This is a genomic window from Curtobacterium sp. MCLR17_043 (assembly GCF_003224215.1).
Taxonomy (GTDB): domain Bacteria; phylum Actinomycetota; class Actinomycetes; order Actinomycetales; family Microbacteriaceae; genus Curtobacterium; species Curtobacterium flaccumfaciens.
The window spans coordinates 198,521-219,362 of record NZ_QKLH01000003.1 but is presented as its reverse complement, the minus strand read 5'-3'; the positions used below and the strand labels follow the sequence as shown (position 1 = coordinate 219,362).

22 protein-coding genes and 1 pseudogene are annotated in these 20,842 nt (G+C 70.2%); 14 read left to right on the top strand and 9 right to left on the bottom strand.

All coding sequences use genetic code 11. The annotated features are described in order from the left end of the window. Nucleotides 1-134: 134 nt before the first annotated feature. Nucleotides 135-1,052, top strand: a complete 918-nt coding sequence (locus tag DEJ03_RS04405; protein WP_220034106.1) for a GNAT family N-acetyltransferase — start codon at nucleotides 135-137, stop codon at nucleotides 1,050-1,052. A gap of 21 nt (nucleotides 1,053-1,073) precedes the next feature. Here the strand turns inward: DEJ03_RS04405 and DEJ03_RS04400 are convergent, their stop codons facing one another. Then, nucleotides 1,074-1,958 carry a phosphotransferase gene (locus tag DEJ03_RS04400; RefSeq protein ID WP_110863655.1) on the bottom strand — a complete coding sequence of 295 codons (885 nt, stop codon included), beginning with the start codon at nucleotides 1,956-1,958 and terminating at the stop codon, nucleotides 1,074-1,076. Nucleotides 1,959-2,074: 116 nt separating this feature from the next. Between DEJ03_RS04400 and DEJ03_RS04395 the strand changes: the two genes are divergently transcribed. Together DEJ03_RS04395 and DEJ03_RS04390 are read left to right on the top strand one after the other, a co-directional pair. Beyond that, a complete protein-coding gene (locus DEJ03_RS04395) occupies nucleotides 2,075-2,599 on the top strand; it encodes an NUDIX domain-containing protein (RefSeq protein WP_110863654.1) in 525 nt (174 codons plus the stop codon). 34 nt (nucleotides 2,600-2,633) lie between these two features. Continuing rightward, nucleotides 2,634-3,002 carry a hypothetical protein gene (locus DEJ03_RS04390; protein ID WP_110863653.1) on the top strand — a complete coding sequence of 123 codons (369 nt, stop codon included), beginning with the start codon at nucleotides 2,634-2,636 and terminating at the stop codon, nucleotides 3,000-3,002. A gap of 74 nt (nucleotides 3,003-3,076) precedes the next feature. Here DEJ03_RS04390 and DEJ03_RS04385 read toward each other — a convergent pair whose 3' ends face one another. Both DEJ03_RS04385 and DEJ03_RS18365 read right to left on the bottom strand, forming a co-directional pair. Further along, nucleotides 3,077-4,030, bottom strand: coding sequence for a fibronectin type III domain-containing protein (locus DEJ03_RS04385; RefSeq protein WP_258370497.1), 954 nt, complete (start codon nucleotides 4,028-4,030; stop codon nucleotides 3,077-3,079). A gap of 120 nt (nucleotides 4,031-4,150) precedes the next feature. Next, nucleotides 4,151-4,828: pseudogene (locus DEJ03_RS18365) on the bottom strand (hypothetical protein); the annotation flags it as partial. Nucleotides 4,829-5,260: 432 nt separating this feature from the next. Here DEJ03_RS18365 and DEJ03_RS04380 point away from each other — a divergent pair. Continuing rightward, nucleotides 5,261-5,773, top strand: a complete 513-nt coding sequence (locus DEJ03_RS04380) for an ATP-binding protein (RefSeq protein ID WP_110863651.1) — start codon at nucleotides 5,261-5,263, stop codon at nucleotides 5,771-5,773. A 129-nt stretch (nucleotides 5,774-5,902) separates the two neighbouring features. On the opposite strand, the gene DEJ03_RS04375 is transcribed toward DEJ03_RS04380, so the two are convergent. Further along, complete coding sequence (locus DEJ03_RS04375) at nucleotides 5,903-6,526, bottom strand: hypothetical protein (protein ID WP_146237651.1); 624 nt, start codon at nucleotides 6,524-6,526, stop codon at nucleotides 5,903-5,905. On the opposite strand from DEJ03_RS04375, the gene DEJ03_RS04370 reads away from it, so the two are divergent. From DEJ03_RS04370 to DEJ03_RS04335, 8 genes are all read left to right on the top strand, one after another. Beyond that, nucleotides 6,525-7,094, top strand: coding sequence for a hypothetical protein (locus DEJ03_RS04370; protein WP_146237650.1), 570 nt, complete (start codon nucleotides 6,525-6,527; stop codon nucleotides 7,092-7,094). The genes DEJ03_RS04375 and DEJ03_RS04370 overlap by 2 nt on opposite strands. Nucleotides 7,095-7,586: 492 nt before the next feature. Next, nucleotides 7,587-8,303: a GntR family transcriptional regulator gene (locus DEJ03_RS04365; RefSeq protein ID WP_110863648.1), complete on the top strand. Its 717-nt coding sequence runs from the start codon at nucleotides 7,587-7,589 to the stop codon at nucleotides 8,301-8,303. A gap of 93 nt (nucleotides 8,304-8,396) precedes the next feature. Further along, nucleotides 8,397-9,419, top strand: coding sequence for a sugar phosphate isomerase/epimerase (locus DEJ03_RS04360; protein ID WP_110863647.1), 1,023 nt, complete (start codon nucleotides 8,397-8,399; stop codon nucleotides 9,417-9,419). Continuing rightward, a complete protein-coding gene (locus DEJ03_RS04355; protein WP_110863646.1) occupies nucleotides 9,416-10,369 on the top strand; it encodes a 3-hydroxyacyl-CoA dehydrogenase family protein in 954 nt (317 codons plus the stop codon). The genes DEJ03_RS04360 and DEJ03_RS04355 overlap by 4 nt, the downstream gene beginning before the upstream one ends. Before the next feature lie 16 nt (nucleotides 10,370-10,385). Next, on the top strand, nucleotides 10,386-11,171 hold the full coding sequence (locus tag DEJ03_RS04350) for an SDR family NAD(P)-dependent oxidoreductase (RefSeq protein ID WP_110863645.1): 786 nt from the start codon (nucleotides 10,386-10,388) through the stop codon (nucleotides 11,169-11,171). A gap of 120 nt (nucleotides 11,172-11,291) precedes the next feature. Beyond that, nucleotides 11,292-12,683 (top strand): MFS transporter, encoded by a 1,392-nt coding sequence (locus DEJ03_RS04345; RefSeq protein ID WP_110863644.1) that lies wholly within the window; start codon nucleotides 11,292-11,294, stop codon nucleotides 12,681-12,683. Then, nucleotides 12,680-14,386 (top strand): dihydroxyacetone kinase family protein, encoded by a 1,707-nt coding sequence (locus DEJ03_RS04340; protein ID WP_110863643.1) that lies wholly within the window; start codon nucleotides 12,680-12,682, stop codon nucleotides 14,384-14,386. Before DEJ03_RS04345 ends, DEJ03_RS04340 begins: the two co-directional genes overlap by 4 nt. Further along, nucleotides 14,383-15,144 (top strand): triose-phosphate isomerase family protein, encoded by a 762-nt coding sequence (locus DEJ03_RS04335; protein ID WP_110863642.1) that lies wholly within the window; start codon nucleotides 14,383-14,385, stop codon nucleotides 15,142-15,144. Before DEJ03_RS04340 ends, DEJ03_RS04335 begins: the two co-directional genes overlap by 4 nt. Here the strand turns inward: DEJ03_RS04335 and DEJ03_RS04330 are convergent. Beyond that, nucleotides 15,137-15,979 (bottom strand): NAD(P)H-binding protein, encoded by an 843-nt coding sequence (locus DEJ03_RS04330; protein WP_110863641.1) that lies wholly within the window; start codon nucleotides 15,977-15,979, stop codon nucleotides 15,137-15,139. The two genes, DEJ03_RS04335 and DEJ03_RS04330, sit on opposite strands and share 8 nt — an antisense overlap. 79 nt (nucleotides 15,980-16,058) lie before the next feature. Here DEJ03_RS04330 and DEJ03_RS04325 point away from each other — a divergent pair, with 79 nt between their 5' ends. Continuing rightward, nucleotides 16,059-16,811, top strand: a complete 753-nt coding sequence (locus DEJ03_RS04325) for a TetR/AcrR family transcriptional regulator (RefSeq protein ID WP_258370494.1) — start codon at nucleotides 16,059-16,061, stop codon at nucleotides 16,809-16,811. Here DEJ03_RS04325 and DEJ03_RS04320 read toward each other — a convergent pair. Beyond that, nucleotides 16,808-17,479, bottom strand: a complete 672-nt coding sequence (locus tag DEJ03_RS04320) for a response regulator transcription factor (RefSeq protein ID WP_110863639.1) — start codon at nucleotides 17,477-17,479, stop codon at nucleotides 16,808-16,810. The two genes, DEJ03_RS04325 and DEJ03_RS04320, sit on opposite strands and share 4 nt — an antisense overlap. Next, a complete protein-coding gene (locus tag DEJ03_RS04315; RefSeq protein WP_258370493.1) occupies nucleotides 17,476-18,687 on the bottom strand; it encodes a sensor histidine kinase in 1,212 nt (403 codons plus the stop codon). The genes DEJ03_RS04320 and DEJ03_RS04315 overlap by 4 nt, the downstream gene beginning before the upstream one ends. A gap of 341 nt (nucleotides 18,688-19,028) precedes the next feature. Here DEJ03_RS04315 and DEJ03_RS04310 point away from each other — a divergent pair, with 341 nt between their 5' ends. Continuing rightward, on the top strand, nucleotides 19,029-19,910 hold the full coding sequence (locus DEJ03_RS04310) for a manganese catalase family protein (RefSeq protein ID WP_071404423.1): 882 nt from the start codon (nucleotides 19,029-19,031) through the stop codon (nucleotides 19,908-19,910). 81 nt (nucleotides 19,911-19,991) lie between these two features. On the opposite strand, the gene DEJ03_RS04305 is transcribed toward DEJ03_RS04310, so the two are convergent. Next, the gene (locus DEJ03_RS04305) at nucleotides 19,992-20,318 is read right to left on the bottom strand and encodes a hypothetical protein (RefSeq protein WP_071248763.1); all 327 of its coding nucleotides are present in this window, start codon (nucleotides 20,316-20,318) and stop codon (nucleotides 19,992-19,994) included. 11 nt (nucleotides 20,319-20,329) lie between these two features. After that, nucleotides 20,330-20,788 carry an Hsp20/alpha crystallin family protein gene (locus tag DEJ03_RS04300; protein WP_071404425.1) on the bottom strand — a complete coding sequence of 153 codons (459 nt, stop codon included), beginning with the start codon at nucleotides 20,786-20,788 and terminating at the stop codon, nucleotides 20,330-20,332. Between the last annotated feature and the right edge of the window lie 54 nt (nucleotides 20,789-20,842).

The following is a 20,842-nucleotide window of genomic DNA, read 5'->3' as shown; positions in this document are numbered from 1 at the left end:
CTGGTTTTCCGTGGTGCGAGGTTGCACGCCCGGTGCGAGGTTGTTTCCTCGCACCGGGTGGTCAACTTCGCACCGTGCCGTCACCGGGTGCAACGATGCGCCGACGGCGCTCGCCGCGGGCGGAGAATGGTGGGATGACGACGACTGCGCCGACCTCGACCGCGCTTCCCCGACCGGGAGAGGTCCTCGTGGCCTCGGCAGCGGACGTCGAGCAGGTCGTCCACCGTGCCACGAACCACTACGCCTCCGGTGTCGTCGCGGACACCGCCGGGTGGGCGGACGGCGATCGACGGCAGATCGAGGACCTCGGGTTCCGCGGCGGAGACTCCCGCGGCGAAGCGCTCCGGACCCTCGACCTGACCATCGCCGACGACGGCACCCCGACGCGCATGCTCGACGCGCCCGCGATGGCCGCGCTGAACAGCCAACACGCGCGGTTCGCCGAGCGGCGCGGCGACGTCGTCCGCTACCAGACCGACGTGTCGGTGTGGACGGGGATCCCCGCACAGCCGACCGCGCAGGACTGGGCGGACGTCCGGGCGCTGCTCGGGTCGGGCGGGATGCTCGGCGTCGGTGCGGCTGCCGTCCTGCCCGAGGGGTGGGAGCTCGTCGAGGGTGCCGGCGGCGTGCAGCTGACCGGCGAGGCGATCGAGGGTGCGCCGGACGACGAAGCCGTTGTGCTGACGCCCGACGACGTGCCGGAGATGACCGCCCTGGTGGAGCGGACGAAGCCGGGGCCGTTCCTGCCGCGCACGATCGAGCTCGGCACGTACCTGGGCATCCGGCGGGACGGACGGCTCGTGGCGATGGCGGGGGAGCGCCTGCACCCGCCGGGGTGGACCGAGATCAGCGCGGTGTGCACGGACGAGGCGTACCGGGGGCAGGGGTTCGGTCGGCGGCTCGTGCTCGCCGTCGCGCACGGGATCCGCGAGCGGGGCGAGACCCCGCTGATGCACGCGGCCGCCGGGAACACCGGGGCGATCGGGCTGTACCAGCACCTCGGCTTCCGGTTGCGGGACCGTGGGGCGCCGCGGTTCGTGCGGGTGCCGTGAGCTGCGTCCTGGTCTGACGGGTCAGAACGCGGCGAGGGCGCGGCGGAGCATGTCGTGGCCCTGGGCCTCGAAGCCCTCGTCGCCGACCGCGTAGGCCCAGGTCGCGGTGCCCACTGCTTCGCGGAGTTGCAGCCAGCGCCACGCGTCCGCAGTGCGCGGGTCGTCCCCGTACCCGTCGAAGAACGCCGCTTCGAGGGCGGGATCGTGCTGCCAGTGCAGCACCGCGAGGCGGGTGAGGTCGAAGGACGCCGGGCGCCAGCCGAAGCGGCCGAAGTCGATGACGCGCAGCCTGCGGTGGTGGTCGTTGCGGTCGTCGCGGGCGTCGTCGTCCACGATCCAGTTGCGCGGGTGGAAGTCGCCGTGGGTCGGGACGAGGGACTGCGTCGTGTGGTCGGTCGGGAGTGCGCGCAGTGCTGCTCGCGCGCGGGCGACCACGTCGTCGGGGATCCGGTGCGGGGCGTCGAGCGCGGCCAGTGCCTTCGCCTGCTCGTGCTGCAGGAACGTCGGGTCGTGGCGGGTGTCCTGGTCGTGCAGCCGTCGGAGCAGTGCTCCGGCCTGTCGGTGGACATAGGGATCGTGCTCGTCCGGGGTCCCGAGGGCGAGGTGCCCGGGGACGCGTTCCAGCACGAGGACGCGGTGCTCCTCGTTCGCGGCGACGAGGGCACCGGCGTCCCCGCTGGCTCGGAGTGCAGCGGTGGCGGTGCGGTGAGCGTCGAGCTCGCGGGGGAAGTGCGTGTTGGTCGGGCCGGAGGCCTTCACGGTGAAGCCGTCGTCGCCAGCGCGGACGTGCAGGACCCTCGTGTCGAGGAGCCCCCACGACTCATCGGCCACGACGACGGCATCGGGGAGCGTCTGCTGCACGAACGCGATCTGGTCGTCGTCGAGTCCGGTGTCCCCCCAGTGCATGGCGGCACGTTACCGTCCTGCTCCGACCACTGGAACCCCTCGACAACGTCGCGGTCGCCGATCCGCTGCCACCGCATGTCGACGTTCCGCGTGCCGGTTCGTCCTACGCTGGCGGTGTGGACGAGTGGTGGGATCTTGTTGACGCGGCCGGGGCGCCGATGGGTGGGACGTTCCGGCGCGGTGACGCGGGTTGGCCGGGCGGGGCGTTCCATCTGGTGGTAACGGTGTGCGTCTACCGAGCCGACGGAACCGTCCTGCTCACGCAGCGGGCTCCGACGAAGGAGTTCGCCTTCGGGTGGGAGTTCCCCGGTGGGAGCGCGTTCGCAGGCGAGACTGGTCCTGCAGCTGCCTGCCGAGAGCTGCTCGAGGAGACCAACGTCACAGTCGAGCCCGAGGCTCTGCGCCGCGTCGGCCGCTTCACCGAGGAGACGGCGCTCGTGGACCTCTTCGTCGTGCAGGAGCCGAGTGGTTCAGCGGTGCGAGCGGATCCTGCCGAGGTGATGGATTGGCGCTGGGTCTCCCTGTCGGAGGTCACCGCGCTTCGCCAGAGTGGGGTGATGGCAGAACCATGGGGGCCGCGGCTGGATGCGCTGTGGCCAGCGGCGATGGCATCGATCCTCGCTGCCCGCATGGCACTCTGATGACATCCGAGAGACGGACCAGAACAGGAGCCCGATGGCGTCCCGCATCCAACGCGCACCGCTCGGCGACCGCGGCGCGCTGTGGAACCTCGTCCTCATCTGGGTCGTCATCGTCGTCGGGCTGCTCGCCGCGATCGGCTGCGTCGGCTACATCCTGGACGAGAGCCTCATCTCGTACAGCACCTGCGGCGCCCGCACCGTTTCCTGCGGGGATGCCGGCTGGTACAGCAGCATGGGGCTCACCTTCTTCGGCGGCTTCGCGGCAGTCGTCACCGGTGGTGCGTTCGGCATCCGCCGCCACCACCGCGCCAGCGGCGTCTGGTACCCGCTCGCCGGCCTCGGCGGCGCGCTCCTGCTGACCGCGGTCGCCGTCGTCATCCTCAAGGCGGCGACGAACACGTAGATCGCCGCACCTTGCCGTCGCGGCAGTCGGGATCGAACGGCCGCAGTCCCCGTTTCAGTGAGCCATCGGCACTGCTATCCGATGGTGACCTGCCTGCTGTACGACGGCATGCCCTTGCCTGCTGCGTTCACCGGGGTGACTGAGACCATGTTGCTCCCGGCGGACAACCCTGTGAGCGTCAGAGGGCTCGACGTTCCAGTCACACTGTCTCGGTAATCGGAGAGGATGTAGCTCGTGATGGGCAGGCCCCCATCACTTGCTGGAGCGTCGAACGACACGGTGACGGAACCGGGCCCGGTCGTCGTCCCGGTGATGGTGGGACGCCCTGGAGCCATCACGGTCATCGGCGCGGTCCCGAAGGACGTCGTTCCCGCCTTGCTGACGTTTCCCGTTGCGTCTACGGCGAACACCGCGATGGTGTACCGCTGGCCGGTCGGGAGCCGCGGCACCGCCGCGGAAGCGCCGGTGACCACCAGCGGCACACCGCTCTGGACGGTCGCGCCAGCACCGTCGCCCTGCACGAGACGAGCGACGACCGACGTTGCGTCCTTCGATGTGGACGACGTCCACTTCACCTTCGTCGGTGTTGCTGAACCGACCCGGATCCCGGTCGGGGCTGCCGGTGCCGTGACGTCGGACCGTGCTTGCCACTGCAGCGTGCCGTGCTGTGCGATCTTGTCGACGCAGTACTGCGTGAACGACATGTCGACCGTGTCCGGCAACCCGCTGACGGGGTCGAGCTTGAACTGCTTCACCGTCATCGTGCCGTTGGTGTCGCATCCGTACCCATCGACGGTTGTGACGATCGAGTACTTCCCACTGATCGTCGTCTTCGTCGTACCGAGGGGAAACACCTTGCCGTACGGGCCTTCGAGGCGGACACTGACAATGCCGCCGCTGCCGTCGAGATCATCCGCCTTGAACCACCAAGCGAGTGCGCTGTACGAGATCGACATCGCCGTTGAGCCGGAGGTTGCCTTCGTCGTCTTGCCCTTGTTGACCATGTCCTTCCCGGAGGAGGTGATCATCGTCTTCCCGAGGAACGCCGAACCGGTCAACGCCACCGTCTGCGTTGCTCCGCCGACCGGCACGTTCACCACAGCGGTGGCGGGACCAGCGGTCCTCGGTCGGAAGTTGATGTTGAACGTGCAGGTCGCGTCGGCTGCGAGGGTGGCTTCGCAGGTGCTGTTGCTGACCGAGAACGACCTCGCGTTCACCCCCGTGACAGCCGGCTTTCCCATAGTGACCGGTGCTGCGCCGGTGTTGTGCACAGTCTCGACCTGGGTTGTCTTCGGCAACCCGATGAACGTCTTCGTGAACACGACGTTCCGTGCGCCCAGGATCACAGAGCCGGCAGCGTCCTCGCCGAACCGGAATTCGCCGACGCCCGGGACGACCGCGTCGAACCTGGTGATCTGACCGTTCGTCGGGTCGGACGCGAGGTCGAGGATCGAGAACTCGCCGTAGATGTACGTTCCGTCGATCTCGAGCGTCGGCTGCTTCTCGCTGTGCGGGTGGTTGCCGTCGAGCCAGTAAACCCCCGTCGTCAGTGGCTTCCCTTCTGGAGGGCTCAGCGTGAACGAACCGCGACCCGTGCCGGTCGTGCGAGCGTTGATCCCTCGAGTGGTGTCGGCGTCGGTCAGGACGACGCTGTCCCCGTCAGCGAACTCGGGTTCGCCCTTCGTCTGGTACCACGGGGACAAGATCTGCAAGACGCCCCCGCTCGCCGTGGCAGCGTTCGCCTCCGACGTGCCGACGGTGGTGAAGAGTCCTGCGGTGAGAAGTGCAACAGCACCGATGGCTGCTGAGCGGGCGATGCGCCGCATTGCGTAGTCCGTTCTGTCCCGGAGCACGCTCCCGGGTAGAGCGGCAAATGAACATTACTCCGCACTCAGGCAGGTACGCGCCGTGAGGTGATGGCATACCGCCTCCTACCGCCAGCTTCCCGCCGCGCTGCTCGACCTGCACTTGTGCGCGCTGCTTCGACGTTCAACCGGGCGGTTCGGCATCGAGTTGAGCGCGGGGCTGAGTCGGCGCCGCCGGACCTTTTGCCACAGTTCGACGCTGGCACGTCCTCGTCCGGAACGGTCGTCCCTCGCGGACAGGGCACCTCGCGCCCCTGCTCCACACAGCCGAGCGTCCGGTAGCCGAGATCCGCATTCGACACGTCATCGGAAGCCGACGAAGGTATCCACCTTGCTGGTGCTGCGCATCCACGACCGATAGACAGTGAGCCACGTCCAACGAAGGAGTTGTCGATGCTGGTTCAGGTCTGTGGTCTTCCCGGTGCAGGGAAGTCGACGCTGTCTGCTGCGATCGCGGAGCTGACACCTTCGCTGACCCTTCGCGTTGATGCGATCGAGGGCGCGATGTGGAAGTACCAGATTCCGCCCGAGCAGTCCGGGATCGCCGCCTACTCGGTCATGCATGCCATCGCGGTGCCGAATCTGCGGCGAGGACAGGTGGTCATCGCCGACGCGGTGAGTGGTGTGGAACCCGCTCGCGCTGGATGGGCGTCGACAGCGGAAGCCGCTGGGGTTCCGCTGCGCGTGATCGAGGTCGTGTGTGCGGACGTCAACGAGCACCGTCGCCGGGTGGAGCAGCGTGCGAATGACCTGCCTGGGTTCACCTTGCCGACGTGGGACGAGGTGCAGCGCGTCGCCGACGAGTACGAGCCCCGCGCGGACGATCGACTCGTCATCGACAGCACCCGCCCGCTGGAAGACACGGTGCGCCAGGCCCTTGACTACCTCGAACTCAACGCGCGGTAACGGATCGGCTACCGGACCCCGTTCGCTCCGCTGACGGCGAGCAAGTTCTCGAGGTCGTCGTGGAGCCGCGCGGAACTACCCGATCCGCGTCGGGGCACGGACGGAAGCTCCGTGCCCCGACCGACCGCGTCAGCCGACTCGGGTCCAGGTCCCGCAACCACTGGACGAGAAGGCGACCACGTCGTTGGTGATCGTCACGACGGCGCTGCCTCGGCGGTCGAGGTAGTCGTTCGCGATGATCGCGTCCAGACTGCCTGATGCGGAGGACAGGGTCGCCCAGTAGCACCCGCTCGGAGCAGTCGTCTTCCAGGTGCCCTTCGACACCTGCTGGCCCACCTTGTAGACGCCGTCTCCGGCGATCTTCGAGAGCTTCGGGCCGGCGGTGGTCGCGGCGTACCAGGTGCCGCAATCGTCCAGCTCGACGTACTTGTCCGTGCTCGAGACCCGGATCATGCGCTGACCCGAACCGATGTCGTTCGCGCGGATGTCGTCCAGCGTGCCCCGTGCGCTGCTGAGTCGTGCCCAGTAGCAGAACTGGTCCTGTCGGGTCGTCGAGTAGTACGTGCCCGGCTTGATCGTCGAGCCGACCTTGAAGATGCCGTTACCCGAGAACGATGCGGTGGCTCTCGCGATCTTCGCGGTGGCGACGCTTCGGACTGAACCATTGGCGTAGCCGGCCTTCGACACGGTGACCCGGGACGCGATGGTAGCCCCCACGTCGTAGTACCCGAGACGGTAGGTCCGCGACGTCATGCCTGCGACGACCTTGCCGTTGCGGAGCCACTCGTACCGTGCTGTCAGGCCGGAAGTGTTCCAGGAGCCCTTCGTCGTCGTCAGTACGCCACCGTTCCTCGTCGTTCCGCTGACCGACGGGCGAGCTGTGAACTTCGGAGCGTCGCCGCGGACGACGACACCGATCAACTGCGTCCGCGTCGCGGTCGTGTACCCGGTGCGGGAACCGGTGATGGAGACCGAGAGCTTGTGGCCGTGGTCCGAGGCCGTCGCCGTGTACCGCGAACCGGTGGCGTTGCGGATCGAGTCGCCGTCCCGCAGCCAGCGGTACTTCTTGGTCGTCGGGGCCGGCGACCAGCTCGGGAAGGTCGCGGTGAGGGTCTTGCCGACCTTGGCCGTTCCAGAGACCGTTGCGGGCTTCGTCGTGAACTTCCTCGGCTGGGGAACCGGTGTCGGTGTCGGGACCGTCGTCGGGGTGGGGCTCGGAGTGAGGGTCGGTTCCGGCGTCACCTCGTCCAGCGGCGTGGTCGGCTCTGCCTGGACGGAGCGACGGGGTCTACGGGTGACATCGGGACTGGCCTTGGAGTAGACGGGACTTGCGCATCCGGGCTGTCTTCAGTTTCCGTTGGAACTGGCGGTTTCGGCGTCGGAGCCTCTAGTTCCTTCTCGACACCGCGGTGCGACCTTTCGGCCACCGGATCCCTCCAGCTCACATAAGAGGATGCAAACTGAATCGGGAATGAACGACATGAATCTTCTCGCGATTAACCCTCCTGGTCCCGACGGGGGTATCCCCTTCGGGGTTTGGATAGCCGTCGTGGCGGTCATCATCGTGATTGGTACCGTGACGGCGATAAAGCGCAGGCGAAAATGAAAACCGCGGAGGGTTGATCTGCACCTGATGATTTTGCTTGTTCTGACGCTGGGCATCGGGGCGGCCTTCGTGCCACCTGCCATCGGAGTATCCGCCTCCAGCGCCAGTAGGCGGCAAGGGCGTTCCTCGAACAATCCGCGGGTCCCGTGGCCTGAATGATCGTTCGAGGTGCCGGTCGCGACATCGTGGATTCTCTAGGATCGACCCATGTCCACGACCATGCCCGGCTTCGGGACGGAGCGCATCACGCAGCTCGGCCTGCGCGACCGCGTCTACGACCGGGTGCTCGAGGTCCTGATGGGCCACGACGTCGAACCGGGCATGCGACTGTCGATCGACGGACTGGCCCGCTCCCTCGGAGTCTCGCCGACCCCGGTGCGCGAAGCCCTCGTGCAACTCGAACGCACCGGCCTCGTCACCCGTGAAGCGAACAAGGGCTACCGGGTCTCGCCGCCCCTGGCCGGCGACCAGCTCGAGGCCCTGTTCGACGCCCGGCTCATCGTCGAGAGCGGCGCCGTCGAGCTCGCAGCCCGCGGCGACGTCGACGGCCTGCGCGAGCGACTGGCGGCAGCGCTCGACGAGCAGGCTGCGGTGGCCGCCGAGGTCGCGTCCGTCGGGGCAGCGCAGGCGCCGGAGGAGCTGATGGCCCGCTTCTTCCGCAGCGACTGGCAGTTCCACCAGCTGATCTTCGACGCGACACGGAACCCGTTCCTCGAGGAGATGTCCGAGATCATCACGACACGCGTGCACCGCATGCGGCAGATCGTCGAGGGTGGCGGGGACGACACGGATCGTGCGGTCCAGGAACACCGGGCCATCCTGGAGGCGCTGGCTGCGGACCCGACGTCGGCCGTCGCCGCGATGCGGCTCCACATCGACGCCGTCCGGTTGCGTTCGCGCGCGGACGCGTCCCACACCAGCTGAGGCAGAGGGGTTGCGTTCCGGCGTCGTGCGAGTATCTTTCCTATAGGAAAGAGGTTCGTCGCTGAACCACCACGACATGCAAGGGAGCATTCCGTGACCACTCCACAGGACTGGGTCGACCAGGATTGGGACCCCACCACCTGGACGTCGGAGACCTGGCCGATCGCCGCGTGCCTGCACGGGTTCGCGCAGGTCACCCGCGACGGGACGGCCTTCCACGACGCCCCCGCCGAGGTGTGGGACGAGGTGTTCGGGCAGATCGAGGCCGTCGGCTTCTCACTCGCCGAACTCGCCGACAGCCACATCCGCCCCGCTGACCTCGAAGCCTCGCGCCGCGACGAGCTGTTCGCCGTCGCGAAGTCGCACGGCATCGGGATTCCCTCGGTGCACCTGCAGCGCAAGAGCGTCATCCAGCCCGGGCACGAGGAGGAGAACCTCGCCTACGCCCACCGCACCATCGACGCGGCGGCCGAGTGGGGCATGCAGGTCTTCTCGACCGGGCTGCACCAGCCGTTCACCGACGCTCAGAAGCGGGCGCTGTGGTTCTGGACGGCGCCGGGCCCGAAGGACCCGGACGACCCGGAGGTCTGGGCCGCTGCGGTCAAGCGACTGCGGGAGCTCGGCGAGCACGCTGCGAGCGTCGGGCTGCCGATGGCGCTCGAGCTGTACGAGGACACGTACCTCGGCACCGCCGACAGCGCAGTCCGCCTGGTCGAGGAGATCGGGCTCGACAACGTCGGCCTGAACGCGGACGTCGCGAACCTCATCCGCCTGCACCGTCCGGTCGAGGACTGGCGGGAGCTGTTCGCGAAGACCATGCCGTACACGAACTACCTGCACGTGAAGAACTACACGCGTGACGAGGCCGGCGACGGCAGTTGGGCGACGAGCGCGCCGAGCACGATGGAGACAGGCCTCATCAACTACCGCCAGGTCCTGCGCGACGCCGTCGCCGACGGGTTCCGCGGGATCGTCATGACCGAGCAGTACGGCGGGGACAGCCTCGGCGTCTGCGCCACCAACCAGCAGTACATCCGATCCGTCCTCGCGACGACGAAGCTCGACGCGACGGCGACCCCGACTGCAGCAACCAGCACCGAAGGAGCAATCCGATGAGCACCCTCGACATCGCCGTCGTCGGGTCCGGCTACATGGGCGGCGGGATCGCCCAGGTCCTCGCCCTCGCCGGCCACACCGTCCGGATCGCCGACGTCTCGGCCGAGATCGCCCAGCAGAACCTGGAGCGACTGCTCACCGAGACCGCACAGTTCGTCGCCGACGGGCTGTTCCCCGAGGACGCCGTCGAACGGGTCCGCGCACACCTGAGCGCGGCCGAGTCGATCGAGGCCGCCGTTGCCGACGCCGACTTCATCGAAGAGGCCGTGCCCGAGAAGCTCGAGATCAAGCACGCGACGCTGCGCCGCATCAGCGAGGCCGCCCGCCCCGACGCCGTGATCGGCTCGAACACCTCGACGATCCTGATCGAGTCGCTGGCCGAGGCGGTCGTGGGCCCGGAGCGGTTCCTCGGCGTGCACTTCTCGAACCCGGCACCGTTCATCCCCGGCGTCGAGCTCATCCCGCACCCGACCACGAACGAGCACGCGGTCGAGGTCGGCGAGACCGTCGTCGCCGCGACCGGCAAGCAGTCGGCGCGGGTGAAGGACTCCACGGGGTTCGTCCTGAACCGCCTGCAGTACGCGCTGTTCGAGGAGGCCACGAAGATCGCCGACGAGGGCATCGCGAGCCCCGACGACATCGACACCATCGTGCGCACCACGTTCGGGTTCCGCCTGCCGTTCTTCGGCCCGTTCGCGATCGCCGACATGGCCGGGCTCGACGTCTACGCGTTCTGCTTCGAGTCGCTGCAGACCCGCTGGCCCGAGCGCTTCGCCACCCCGCCGTCGCTGCAGCAGCACGTCGACGCCGGTGAACTCGGCACGAAGTCCGGCGCCGGGTACCTCGAGGTGCCGGCCGACCGCACGCCCGAGCTCGTGGCATACCGGAACAAGGCGTACGTCGCGATGCAGAAGCTCCTCGACGAGCTCGGCCCGGCACCGATCCACTGAGCCCGGAACACGAACCATGAGCACGCAGAACCAGTCAGCCGGCCAGCACCAGGACCGCACCGTCGTCCTCACCGGGGCCGCCTCGCCGCGGGGCATCGGCCGCGCCACCGCCCACCACCTGGCCGAGGCCGGGTGGGACGTCGGGATCATCGACCTCGACCAGACGGCGAGCGAGCAGGTCGCCGCCGAGATCCGCGAACAGCACGGCGTGCGGGCCGTCGGCGTCGGTGCGAACGTCGCCGACGAGTCCGCCGTCCGTGCGGCCTTCGACACGATCGAGGCCGAACTCCGGCCGATCACCGCACTGGTGAACCTGGCCGGGGTCTCGTCCGCGCACGCCTACCTCGACCTGCCCGAGGGGGAATGGCACCGGGTGCTGTCGATCAACCTCGACGGTGTGCACTTCGCCAGCCTGCGGGCGGCGGAGTCGATGGTGCGGTCCGGCCACGGGCGCATCGTGAACCTGTCGTCGGTCTCCGCCCAGCGTGGCGGCGGCACCTTCAGCAAGACCCCGTACACGGTGGCGAAGGCCGGCGTGATCGGCCTGACCCGTGGCCTGGCGCGCGAGCTCGGCCCGCGCGGCGTCACCGTCAACGCGATCGCCCCCGGTCCGATCGACACCGACATCATGGGAGGCACCCTGTCCGAGGAGCGGAAGGCCGAAATGGCCGCCGACGGCGTACTGCCGCGCATCGGCACCCCGCGGGACATCGCCGCCGCGATCGCCTACTTGATCAGCGAGGACGCCGGGTTCGTCACGGGCCAGACGCTCAACGTCGACGGCGGCCTGTACATGCACTAGGGCCAGCCGCCCACGGAACGCGCGCCGACCGGGCGACGCGATCCGTGCCTCCCGTCCGGACGACCGAACCGACCGCCGGACGCCAGAACGACCGCACCGTGCTCGCAAAGGAGCGAACCCGTGTCACTACCCCCTGCCCCCGCGCTCGGGTCGACGAACGACCCCGGCCTGAAGTCCGCCATCGGCAAGGCGACGAAACACCTCATGCCGATGCTCGTCATCCTGTACTTCGTCGCGTTCCTCGACCGCACGAACGTCGGCTTCGCCGAAGAGGCCCTGCGCGTCGACCGCGGCATCTCCGACGCCGCCTTCGCCCTGGGCGCCGGCATCTTCTTCATCGGCTACGCGATCTTCGAGATCCCGTCGAACCTGCTGCTCAAGCGGTTCGGTGCGCGCTTCTGGCTCGCCCGGATCGCCGTCACGTGGGGCATCGTCGCCGCACTGTTCGCCTTCACGACGAACGACACGATGTTCATCATCCTGCGCTTCATCCTGGGTGTGACCGAGGCCGGGCTGTTCCCGGGCGTGATCATGTACCTGTCCGAGTGGTTCCCGAACAAGGTGCGCGTGCGCATGTTCGCGATCTTCTACCTGGCGCAGCCGTTCTCGCAGATGATCGGCGCCCCGCTGTCCGGCGGCCTCATCAGCGTCGGTGACCAGGTCACCCCGTTCCACGGCTGGCAGGTCATGTTCGCCGGCGAGGGGATCCTCGCGGTGCTGGCGGGCATCGCGGCCCTGGTGTTCCTGACGAACAGTCCGCAGCAGGCGAAGTGGCTCGAACCGGGCGAGAAGGCGTCGCTCACCGCGGCCATGGAGCGCGAGGACACCGCCCGCAGCGAGGACGGCCCGAAGGGCATCTGGCGCGCCATGGCGAGCGGGCGCGTCTGGTACTTCACGATCATCTACTTCTGCCTGCAGGTCGCCGTCTACGGCACGACGTTCTACCTGCCGCAGCAGGTGTCCTCGCTGCTCGGGCAGGACGTCGGCTGGCAGGTCGGGCTCGTGACCGCGATCCCGTGGCTCGTCGGGCTCGTCGCCTGCTACCTGATCGGGTCGCGTGCGGACTCCGTCGGACGCCGTCGTCGCTGGGGCACGTTCTTCTACGTCACGACCGGCCTGTCGATCCTCGGCTCGGCATGGGCGGGTGCGAACGGGCAGCCCGTGCTCGGCATCCTGTTCATCACCCTGGCCGTCGCGAGCTTCCTGGCCGTCGGCCCGATCACCTGGGCGTACCCGACGGCGTTCCTGACCGGTGCCGCAGCCGCAGCGGGCATCGGCCTGATCAACTCGCTCGGCAACCTCGGCGGGTTCGTCGCCCCGATCATGCGCACCGCGATCAACGAGGTGGTGCCCACCGACAGCGGTGCGTTCGGCATCGTCTCGCTCGGCGTCCTGGCGTTCGTCGCCGCGGTGATGATCTTCTGCACCAAGTTCTTCCGCGGGGCCAAGGCCGACGAACTGCTCGACACCTCGCACGTCCGCACCACCGACCCGAAGGGCAGCAAGCGATGACCAGACTGTTCAACGACCCGGCGGACTTCGCCGACGAGGCGACCGACGGCTTCGTCGCCGCGAACGCGCGGTGGGTGCGCGGGGTGCACGGCGGGGTCGCCCGCTCCACCACGAGTCCCGACGGCACGGTCGCGGTCGTGATCGGCGGGGGCTCGGGCCACTACCCCGCGTTCGGCGGACTGGTCGGACACGGACTGGCCGCGGGTGCCGCGATGGGCAACCTGTTCGCCAGCCCCAGCGCCCAGCAGGTCACCGGGGTCGCGAAGGCCGCGGAGCACGGTGGCGGGGTGCTGCTCAGCTACGGCAACTACGCCGGTGACGTCCTGAACTTCGACGCCGCGGCGCGCACGCTCGAGGCCGACGGCATCCCGGTCCGGACGGTCCGCGTCACCGACGACGTGACGAGCGCCCCGGCCGACGAGCGCGCGAAGCGCCGCGGCATCGCGGGTGACCTCTGCGTCTTCAAGGTCGCCGGCGCCGCCGCCGAGCGCGGGGACGACCTCGACACGGTCACCGCCGTCGCCGAACGGGCGAACGACCGGACGCGCAGCTTCGGCGTCGCGTTCTCCGGGTGCTCGCTGCCGGGCGCCGAGGAACCCCTGTTCACGGTGCCCGAGGGCCGGATGGCGGTCGGCATGGGCATCCACGGCGAGCGTGGCATCGACGAGACGGACGTGCCGTCGGCCGACGGTCTGGCCGAGCTGCTGGTGTCCCGGCTGCTCGACGAACTGCCCGACGGCGTGACGCTCGAGGGCCAGCGGGTGGTCCCGATCCTGAACGGCCTGGGCTCGGTCAAGTACGAGGAGCTCTTCGTCGTCTACCGCTCGGTGCAGCGGCGCCTGGCGGACGCCGGGGTCGTCATCGTGGAGCCCGAGGTCGGCGAACTCGTCACGAGCTTCGACATGGCCGGGGTCTCCCTGACGCTGTTCTGGCTCGACGACGAGCTCGAGGAACTCTGGGCAGCACCCGCGGACACGCCCGCCTACCGCAAGGGCGGTGCGGTCGCCGAACAGCGGGTCGACCCGTCCACCGTGGCGGCGGACGCCGAGGGCGTCGGCATCGGCCCGGCGACCGACGAGTCCCGTGCGGTCGCCGAGCAGGTCGCCGCCGGGTTCGCCGCGGTCCGCGCCGTCCTCGACGAGCACGCCGACGAACTCGGACGCATCGACGCCGTGGCCGGTGACGGCGACCACGGCATCGGGATGCAGCGCGGATCGCACGCCGCCGACGTCGCAGCCGCCGACGCGGTCAGCCGCGGTGCCGGTGCCGGCACCGTCCTGCTGATCGCCGCGGATGCGTGGTCCGACAAGGCCGGCGGCACGTCCGGTGCGATCTGGGGTGCCGCCCTGGAGGCACTGGGTCGCGTGGTCGGGGACGACTCGCGTCCGTCGGGTGCCACCGTCGCGCAGGGGGTCCGCGCGGCCACCGAGGCCGTGCTCGCGTTCGGCGCCACCGTCGGCGACAAGACGATGGTGGACGCCCTGGTGCCGTTCGACGAGGTGCTCCGCACCCGGCTCGACGCCGGTGCGGCGCTCGCCGAGGCCTGGGGCGACGCCGTCCGTGCCGCCCGCGGAGCCGCGGACGCCACGGAGTCCCTCGTGCCGAAGATGGGCCGGGCGCGCACGCACGCCGACCAGGCCGTCGGCACCGCGGACCCCGGCGCGCTGTCCTTCGCCCTCGTCGTGGAGACGGTCGCCCCGTGATCACCGTCGGGGTGTCGCTGAAGACGTACTTCTCGCACGCCCGGACGCTGTCGTGGGCGGCCGAGGTCGCCGACATCGCCCGGCGACACCCCGCGGTCCGCTCGGGTGCGGCGTCGCTCTTCGTGGCGCCGACGTTCCCGGCGCTCGTCCCGGTGCGTGACCTGCTCGCCGGCACCGGTGTGCAGCTCGCTGCGCAGGACCTGTCGTGGGCCGACGCGGGCGCGTTCACCGGCGAGGTCTCCGGCGGCGAACTGCGGGAGATCGGCGTCGACCTGGTCGAGATCGGGCACGCCGAACGGCGCTCCCTGTTCCACGAGGACGACGCGACGATCGCGGGGAAGGTGCACGCGGCCTTCCGCAACCACCTGCGTCCGCTGGTCTGCGTCGGGGAGCCGGACCGGGCCTCCGATCCGACCGAGGCCATGGCGGCGGTGACCGCGCAGCTCGACCGGGCCGTCTCGGCCGCCGTCGCGGACGGTCTCGCCGGACCCCTGACCGTCGCCTACGAACCGATGTGGGCGATCGGCGCACCGGCACCCGCACCGGACGACCACATCGTGGCGGTGCTCGCCGGGATCGAGCAGCACCTCGACACTCGGCCCGAGCTGCACGGCAGCACCGTCCTCTACGGCGGCAGTGCCGGACCCGGCCTGCTCACCCGGGGGCAGGGCCGGATCGGCGGGCTGTTCCTCGGACGGTTCGCCCACGAGCCCGCAGCGGTCGAGGCGATCCTCGACGAGGTCGCGGCGCTCAGCTGAGCTGGTCGCGCACCGGCCGTGGGGCGCGACCGAGCAGTTCGCCGAGCAGCGGATCGGTGCCGGCGAACAGGCCCCGCTCGGCGGCCTGGTACATGCCGAGCAGGAACCCGACCATGTGCGGGTCCTGCCCCGCGGCCAGCGCACGGGCACGCCACTCGTCCTCGCCCAGGGCCTCGAACCCGATCGTCCGACCGGACACCTCGGACGCCTGCCGAGCCAGGTCGGCGAAGGTCGGCGCGTCCGGAGCGGTGAGCGTCACCGGCCCGTCGAACGGCTGATCGGCGAGCAGGATCGCGGCGGCTGCCTCGGCGGCGTCCTCGCGGGCGGTCCACGACACCGGGCCGTCGACGGGGACGGACACCGTGCCGGTCTCCTGCCACGGGCCCGTCATCCAGGTGGCGCTGTGCGCGTAGAAGCCGTTCCGCAGGCTCGTCCACGGCAGCCCGGAGTCGCGCAGCAGGTCCTCGGTGGCGGCGTGGTGCGCTGCGGGCACGAAGGGCGAACCGTGCGCGGCGCCCTGGTGGCTCGTGTACAGGACCCGGCCGACGCCGGCGTCCACGGCTGCGTCGACCGCGGCACGGTGCAGCGCGACGGCGTCGGCGGCCGGGTCGCTCGACGAGACGAGCAGGAGCTGATCGGCGCCCGCGAAGGCTGCCGGCAGGGTCTCCGGTTCGGCGTAGTCGCCGCGGCGGACCTCGACGCCGCGGTCGGCGAACCGCTGTGCTCGGGCCGGCTCACGGGTCACCACCGCCAGGTCGGACGGCGCGAGGTGCTCGAGCAGGTGGTCGGCGGTCGCGCCGTTGAGGGCTCCGGTGGCCCCGGTGATGACGATCATGACTTCTCCGTATCGGTGGAAACAGCGCATCGGTATCGCTGGTAACACAGTGATAGCACAGATCCGTTATCGTTGTTCCGTGATCGAGCAGGGAAGCCAGCGCGACGAGACGCGTGCGCGCATCGTCGAGGTCGCCGGCACCATGCTGCGCGAACGCGGTGCCGCGGCGGTGACCACGCGGGCGGTCGCGGACGGCGCAGGCGTCCAGGCACCGACCATCTACCGGTTGTTCGGCGACAAGGACGGTCTGCTCGAAGCGGTCGCCGAGCACGCGATGGCGACGTTCTCGGCGATGAAGGCCGATGCCGTCCGGGCTGCTCGTGACGAGGCGACCGACCCCGTCGAGGACCTGCGCACCGGGTGGTCGATGACGATCGGCTTCGGGCTGGCGAACCCCGACCTGTTCGTGCTGTTGAGCGACCCGGAGCGCGGCCGTCGGTCGGCAGCCGCCCGCGCCGGTACCGCGCTGCTCGCAGAACGCATCCGGCGGGTGGCCGAGGCCGGACGACTGGCCGTGCCGGAACACCGCGCGGTCGAGCTCGTGCACGCGGCCGGCACCGGTGCGGTGCTCGCGATCCTGGCCGCTCCGGCGGACGAGCGGGACCCGTCACTCGCCGATGACGTCCTCGACGCGGTGCTCGGGCGGATCCTCGTACCGAGCGGGCCGACCAGGGACGACGGCGGCGCGGCCCCGGGTGGTCGCGGTCGGGGGACTGACGCCGTGACGAGCGCCGCGATCACGCTCCGTGCCGCAGCGCCCCGGCTCGATCGACTGTCGGCAGCCGAGCGGACGATGCTCGCGGAGTGGCTCGACCGGATCGCCGCGGACTAGCCCTCGCGGGTGCCCGCCAGCCCGTGGTCGTGGGCGTAGACGACGAGCTGCACCCGGTCGCGCAGCGACAACTTGCCGAGGATGCTCGAGATCTGGGTCTTCACCGTCGACTCGGTGACGTACTCCTTCGTGGCGATCTCGGCGTTCGACAGGCCGCGGGACGCCCACCCGAACACGACGCGCTCCCGCTCGGTCAGGGTGGCGAACTCCGGCGGCTGGGGTGCGGGGGCCCGAGCGACGTCGGTGCCGAACAGCTGCGCGAGGTCGTTCGGGGCGATGACCGAGCTGCCCTCGTGCACGGCCCGCACCGCGGCGAACAGGAACGGCGGCGTGGTGTCCTTGAGCAGGAACCCGCTGGCGCCGAGCCGGATCGCGGTCGCCGCCGCAGGGTCGAGCCCGAAGGTGGTGAGCACGACGACGCGGGGCAGCGGGCCCGGGACGACGCCGGAGTAGAGCTGGCGGACGGTCTCCACGCCGTCCACGCCGGCCATCCGCATGTCGAGCAGCACCACGTCGGGGCGCACCTCGGGGATGAGCGCGAGCGCTTCGGCGCCGTCGGAGGCCTCACCGACCACGCGCATGTCGTCCTGGGCGTCGAGCACCACCCGGAGCCCGGCGCGGAACAGCGCCTGGTCGTCGGTGAGCAGGATCCTGATCGGTTCGGTCATCGGACGGGTCCCCCTTGGACGTCGAACGGGATGCGGGCGCGTGCCGTGAACACGTCGTCCAGCACGGCGGCGTCGAACGACCCACCGAGGGCGCCGAGGCGCGAGTCCATGCCGTCGATCCCGCGGCCCGAGCCAGCGGTGGTGCCGTCTCCGGCGGCGTTCTCGACCTCGAGCACCAGGTCGGCGTTCCGCCAGGTCTCCCGCACGACGACCGGGTTGCCGGGGGCACCGTGGCGCAGGGCGTTCGTGAGCATCTCCTGCAACACGCGACGGGCGGCCGTGCCGGTGTCCGGGCGCAGGGCCAGCGGGACCCCGCGCACCGTGCGGTCGACGTCGACCCCGGCGTCGCGGATGCCCTGCACGATCTCCTCGAGCGAGCCCGGGCCGGTCGCCTCGGCGGAGCCGTCGATGTGCCCGAGGACCTGCCGGACCTCGACCAGGGAGCTCCGGGCGGTGCTCGCGATGGTGGCGCTGACCGCCCGGATGCGCGCCTCGTCGTCGAGGAACGGCACCGAGTCGGCCTGCGCGATGATGACCGCGAGCGAGTGGCCGACGACGTCGTGCACGTCACGGGCGATGTCCGCGCGGATGCGTTCGGACTCGGCGACGTCGATGGCGCGGGTGGCGGTGGCTTCGGCCTCGGTGGCGACGGCCTCGGCACGCGATGCCGCGGCCTCGGCGTCGGCACGGCGCTCCGACTCGCGGTCGCGGGAGCGGAAGGCCCGGACGGCGACGCCGCCCGCCCAGACGCCGAGCAGCGCGGTCACCGGGGCGGCCATCGCCAGGAAGGCCTGGTCGCGCGGGCCGTTGATGAGCACGAGGAACCGGAAGCCGGTCGACGCCAGGTAGACCGTCGCACCCGCTCCGGCGACGACCGCGAGCACGCCCGAGACGACGACCTCGGTGCGGGTGCCCACGACGGCGGCGGTGCCGATCACGACGAAGAGCGCGAGGTCCACCAGTGACGGACGCTCGCCGCCGCCGACCTGGATCACCCCGAGGACGACGACCATCGCCATCGCGGCGGACGGGGAGATGCGACGGAGGGCGATCGCCACCGAGGCCGACAGGACCGCGGCGAGGCTCGCGTGCTCGAGCTCGAGGTCGATGGGCAGCAGGAAGACGAACGCCGACAGGACCGCCCAGGCCACGTCGATGACGATCGACCGGGTGGCGAGCGGCCGGAGGAACCTGCCCCGTTCGGTCACGAGAGCGATCCTCCCATGCCGTACCGGCGTCACGCGGGCGGGGCCATGGCCATCAGTGCGATGACGGTGGCGACCACGATCGCCGCGCAGAGCAGCAGGGTGGCGATCGTGTGCTTGGTCGAGGTCTGCATGCTCCCAGCCTGCGCAACCGGACGGCCGAGGGCATCGGGCGGCCGACCGAAGGGCCTCGTCCTGCCGGGTGAAGCCGACGGTGGACCCGGAACCGTGGAACGGCGCATCCGGGACACCCTCTGCGTGATCCGGCCACCTTGGACGGCCGCTCAGTGCCCCCGGCGAACCATCGGCCGTGCAATCGCTCGATCGAGACGAAGGAGCACGATTTGTACTTCCACAAGCAGGAACTCCAGTTCAAGGCAACGCCCGACAAGCCCGACGCGATCTACGCCCGCAAGCTGCAGGAGGTGCTCGGTGGCCAGTACGGAGAGATCTCCGTCGCGCTGCAGTACCAGTTCCAGGCGTGGAACATGCACATCCCCGGCAAGTACCGCGACATGGTGTTCGGCATCGGCGCCGAGGAGATGGGCCACGTCGAGATGCTCGCGACGATGATCGCGCAGCTGCTCGAGAAGTCCCCGCTCGGCATCACCGAGGACGCGCTGCAGGACGACCCCACGGTCGCCGCGATCGTCGGCGGCACCGACGTCCAGCACGCGATCGTCGCCGGTGCGGGTGCCCGCCCGGTGGACAGCAACGGCAACCCCTGGCAGGGCTCGTACATCACCGCCAGCGGCAACCTGCTCGCCGACTTCACGGCGAACGAGAACGCCGAGATGCAGGGTCGTGTGCAGGCCGCCCGGCTGTACCACATGACCGACGACCACGGCGTGCGGGACCTGCTGTCCTTCCTCATCGCCCGCGACACCATGCACCAGAACATGTGGGCGACCGCTGCCGCCGAGCTGCGCGAGAAGGGCGTCGAGGGCTTCCCCGTGCCGAGCAACTTCCCGCAGTCGAAGGAGAACCAGGAGGTCAACTACCAGTACCTCAACTTCTCCGACGGTGCCGAGGCGAAGAACGGCCCGTGGGCGAGCGGCCCCTCGTTCGACGGCAAGGGCGAGTACTCGTACCACGACGGCCCGACCACCTCGGTCCCGATGCCCCCGCCCACGCACCCCGACGTCCGGCTCTACGGCACCACCGAGCTGCCGAACGTCGTCGAGAAGACGGCCGGCCTGGTGCAGGACAAACTGAACAAGGAGTAGTCCCGACGGTCGCCCACGCGACCGACGGATGACAGGAGGCCCGGCGCGCGACGTGCACCGGGCCTCCTGTCCGTCAGGTGGTCACCGCACCGACGGGGCGGACCCGCCCACGGTCATCAGTGCCCCCGTCTCGGGTTCTTCGTCGCGCGGTGCCTCGAAGATGCCGGAGTAGGCGCGCACCGCGCTCCACCCCGCGATCAGCAGGGCCGTGCCGAGGACCGCCGCGACCCAGGGCGCCAGGAGCGACTGCTCGAACAGCCGGGGCGCGGCGACCCAGGTCAGGAACGTGCCGGTCAGGCTGCCGGTCGCCCCGAGGAGCACGGCGGTGCGCCGGTCCAGGCTCGTCAGCGCGAGCGCCGCGGTGACGACGAGGACCGCGACCACCGCGTTCAGCAGGACGGACGTCATCGCTCAGCTCCTCACTCTGCGGCGGCGCCGGAACCGGCGGCGCCGGAGCCGACCGCGAGCTGCTCGGACGCGCCACCGACGGTGACGGCGATCTTGCGCGGCTTCGCGGACTCCTTGACGGGGATCGTGACGCTCAGCACACCGTTGTCGTACCCGGCGGTGATGCGCTCGGCGTCCAGGCCGTCGCCGAGCGTCAGCTGCCGGACGAACGTGCCGGGCTGGCGCTCACGGGTGAGCCACTGCGAGCCCTCGGGTGCGCCCAGGGTGCGCTCGGCGCGGATGGTCAGGACGGAACCGTCCACGTCGATGTCGACGGAGCCCGGGTCGATGCCGGGCAGGTCGACGTCGAGGACGTAGTGGTCCCCGGTGCGGTACAGGTCCATCGGCATCGAGCGCGGGCCGGCGGCGGTGCCGAGGAGTGAACCCGCGAGTCGGTCGAGCTCGCGGAACGGGTCGAAGTTCATCGTCATCGGAATCAACTCCTTCGTGGTTCTCGTTGAGTCCCCTCGACTCAACTGCCACCG

Excerpts from the sequence above, each read along its gene's own strand:
- DEJ03_RS04390 (WP_110863653.1), top strand. The coding sequence starts at position 2,634 with ATGGCGTCCCGCATCCAACGCGCACCGCTCGGCGACCGCGGCGCGCTG.
- DEJ03_RS04400 (WP_110863655.1), bottom strand. The coding sequence starts at position 1,958 with ATGCACTGGGGGGACACCGGACTCGACGACGACCAGATCGCGTTCGTG.
- DEJ03_RS04355 (WP_110863646.1), top strand. The coding sequence starts at position 9,416 with ATGAGCACCCTCGACATCGCCGTCGTCGGGTCCGGCTACATGGGCGGC.
- DEJ03_RS04385 (WP_258370497.1), bottom strand. The coding sequence starts at position 4,030 with ATGATCACCTCCTCCGGGAAGGACATGGTCAACAAGGGCAAGACGACG.
- DEJ03_RS04320 (WP_110863639.1), bottom strand. The coding sequence starts at position 17,479 with ATGACCGAACCGATCAGGATCCTGCTCACCGACGACCAGGCGCTGTTC.
- DEJ03_RS04350 (WP_110863645.1), top strand. The coding sequence starts at position 10,386 with ATGAGCACGCAGAACCAGTCAGCCGGCCAGCACCAGGACCGCACCGTC.
- DEJ03_RS04305 (WP_071248763.1), bottom strand. The coding sequence starts at position 20,318 with ATGACGTCCGTCCTGCTGAACGCGGTGGTCGCGGTCCTCGTCGTCACC.
- DEJ03_RS04370 (WP_146237650.1), top strand. The coding sequence starts at position 6,525 with ATGCCTGCGACGACCTTGCCGTTGCGGAGCCACTCGTACCGTGCTGTC.
- DEJ03_RS04340 (WP_110863643.1), top strand. The coding sequence starts at position 12,680 with ATGACCAGACTGTTCAACGACCCGGCGGACTTCGCCGACGAGGCGACC.
- DEJ03_RS04330 (WP_110863641.1), bottom strand. The coding sequence starts at position 15,979 with ATGATCGTCATCACCGGGGCCACCGGAGCCCTCAACGGCGCGACCGCC.
- DEJ03_RS04380 (WP_110863651.1), top strand. The coding sequence starts at position 5,261 with ATGCTGGTTCAGGTCTGTGGTCTTCCCGGTGCAGGGAAGTCGACGCTG.
- DEJ03_RS04375 (WP_146237651.1), bottom strand. The coding sequence starts at position 6,526 with ATGACGTCGCGGACCTACCGTCTCGGGTACTACGACGTGGGGGCTACC.
- DEJ03_RS04405 (WP_220034106.1), top strand. The coding sequence starts at position 135 with ATGACGACGACTGCGCCGACCTCGACCGCGCTTCCCCGACCGGGAGAG.
- DEJ03_RS04365 (WP_110863648.1), top strand. The coding sequence starts at position 7,587 with ATGTCCACGACCATGCCCGGCTTCGGGACGGAGCGCATCACGCAGCTC.
- DEJ03_RS04300 (WP_071404425.1), bottom strand. The coding sequence starts at position 20,788 with ATGACGATGAACTTCGACCCGTTCCGCGAGCTCGACCGACTCGCGGGT.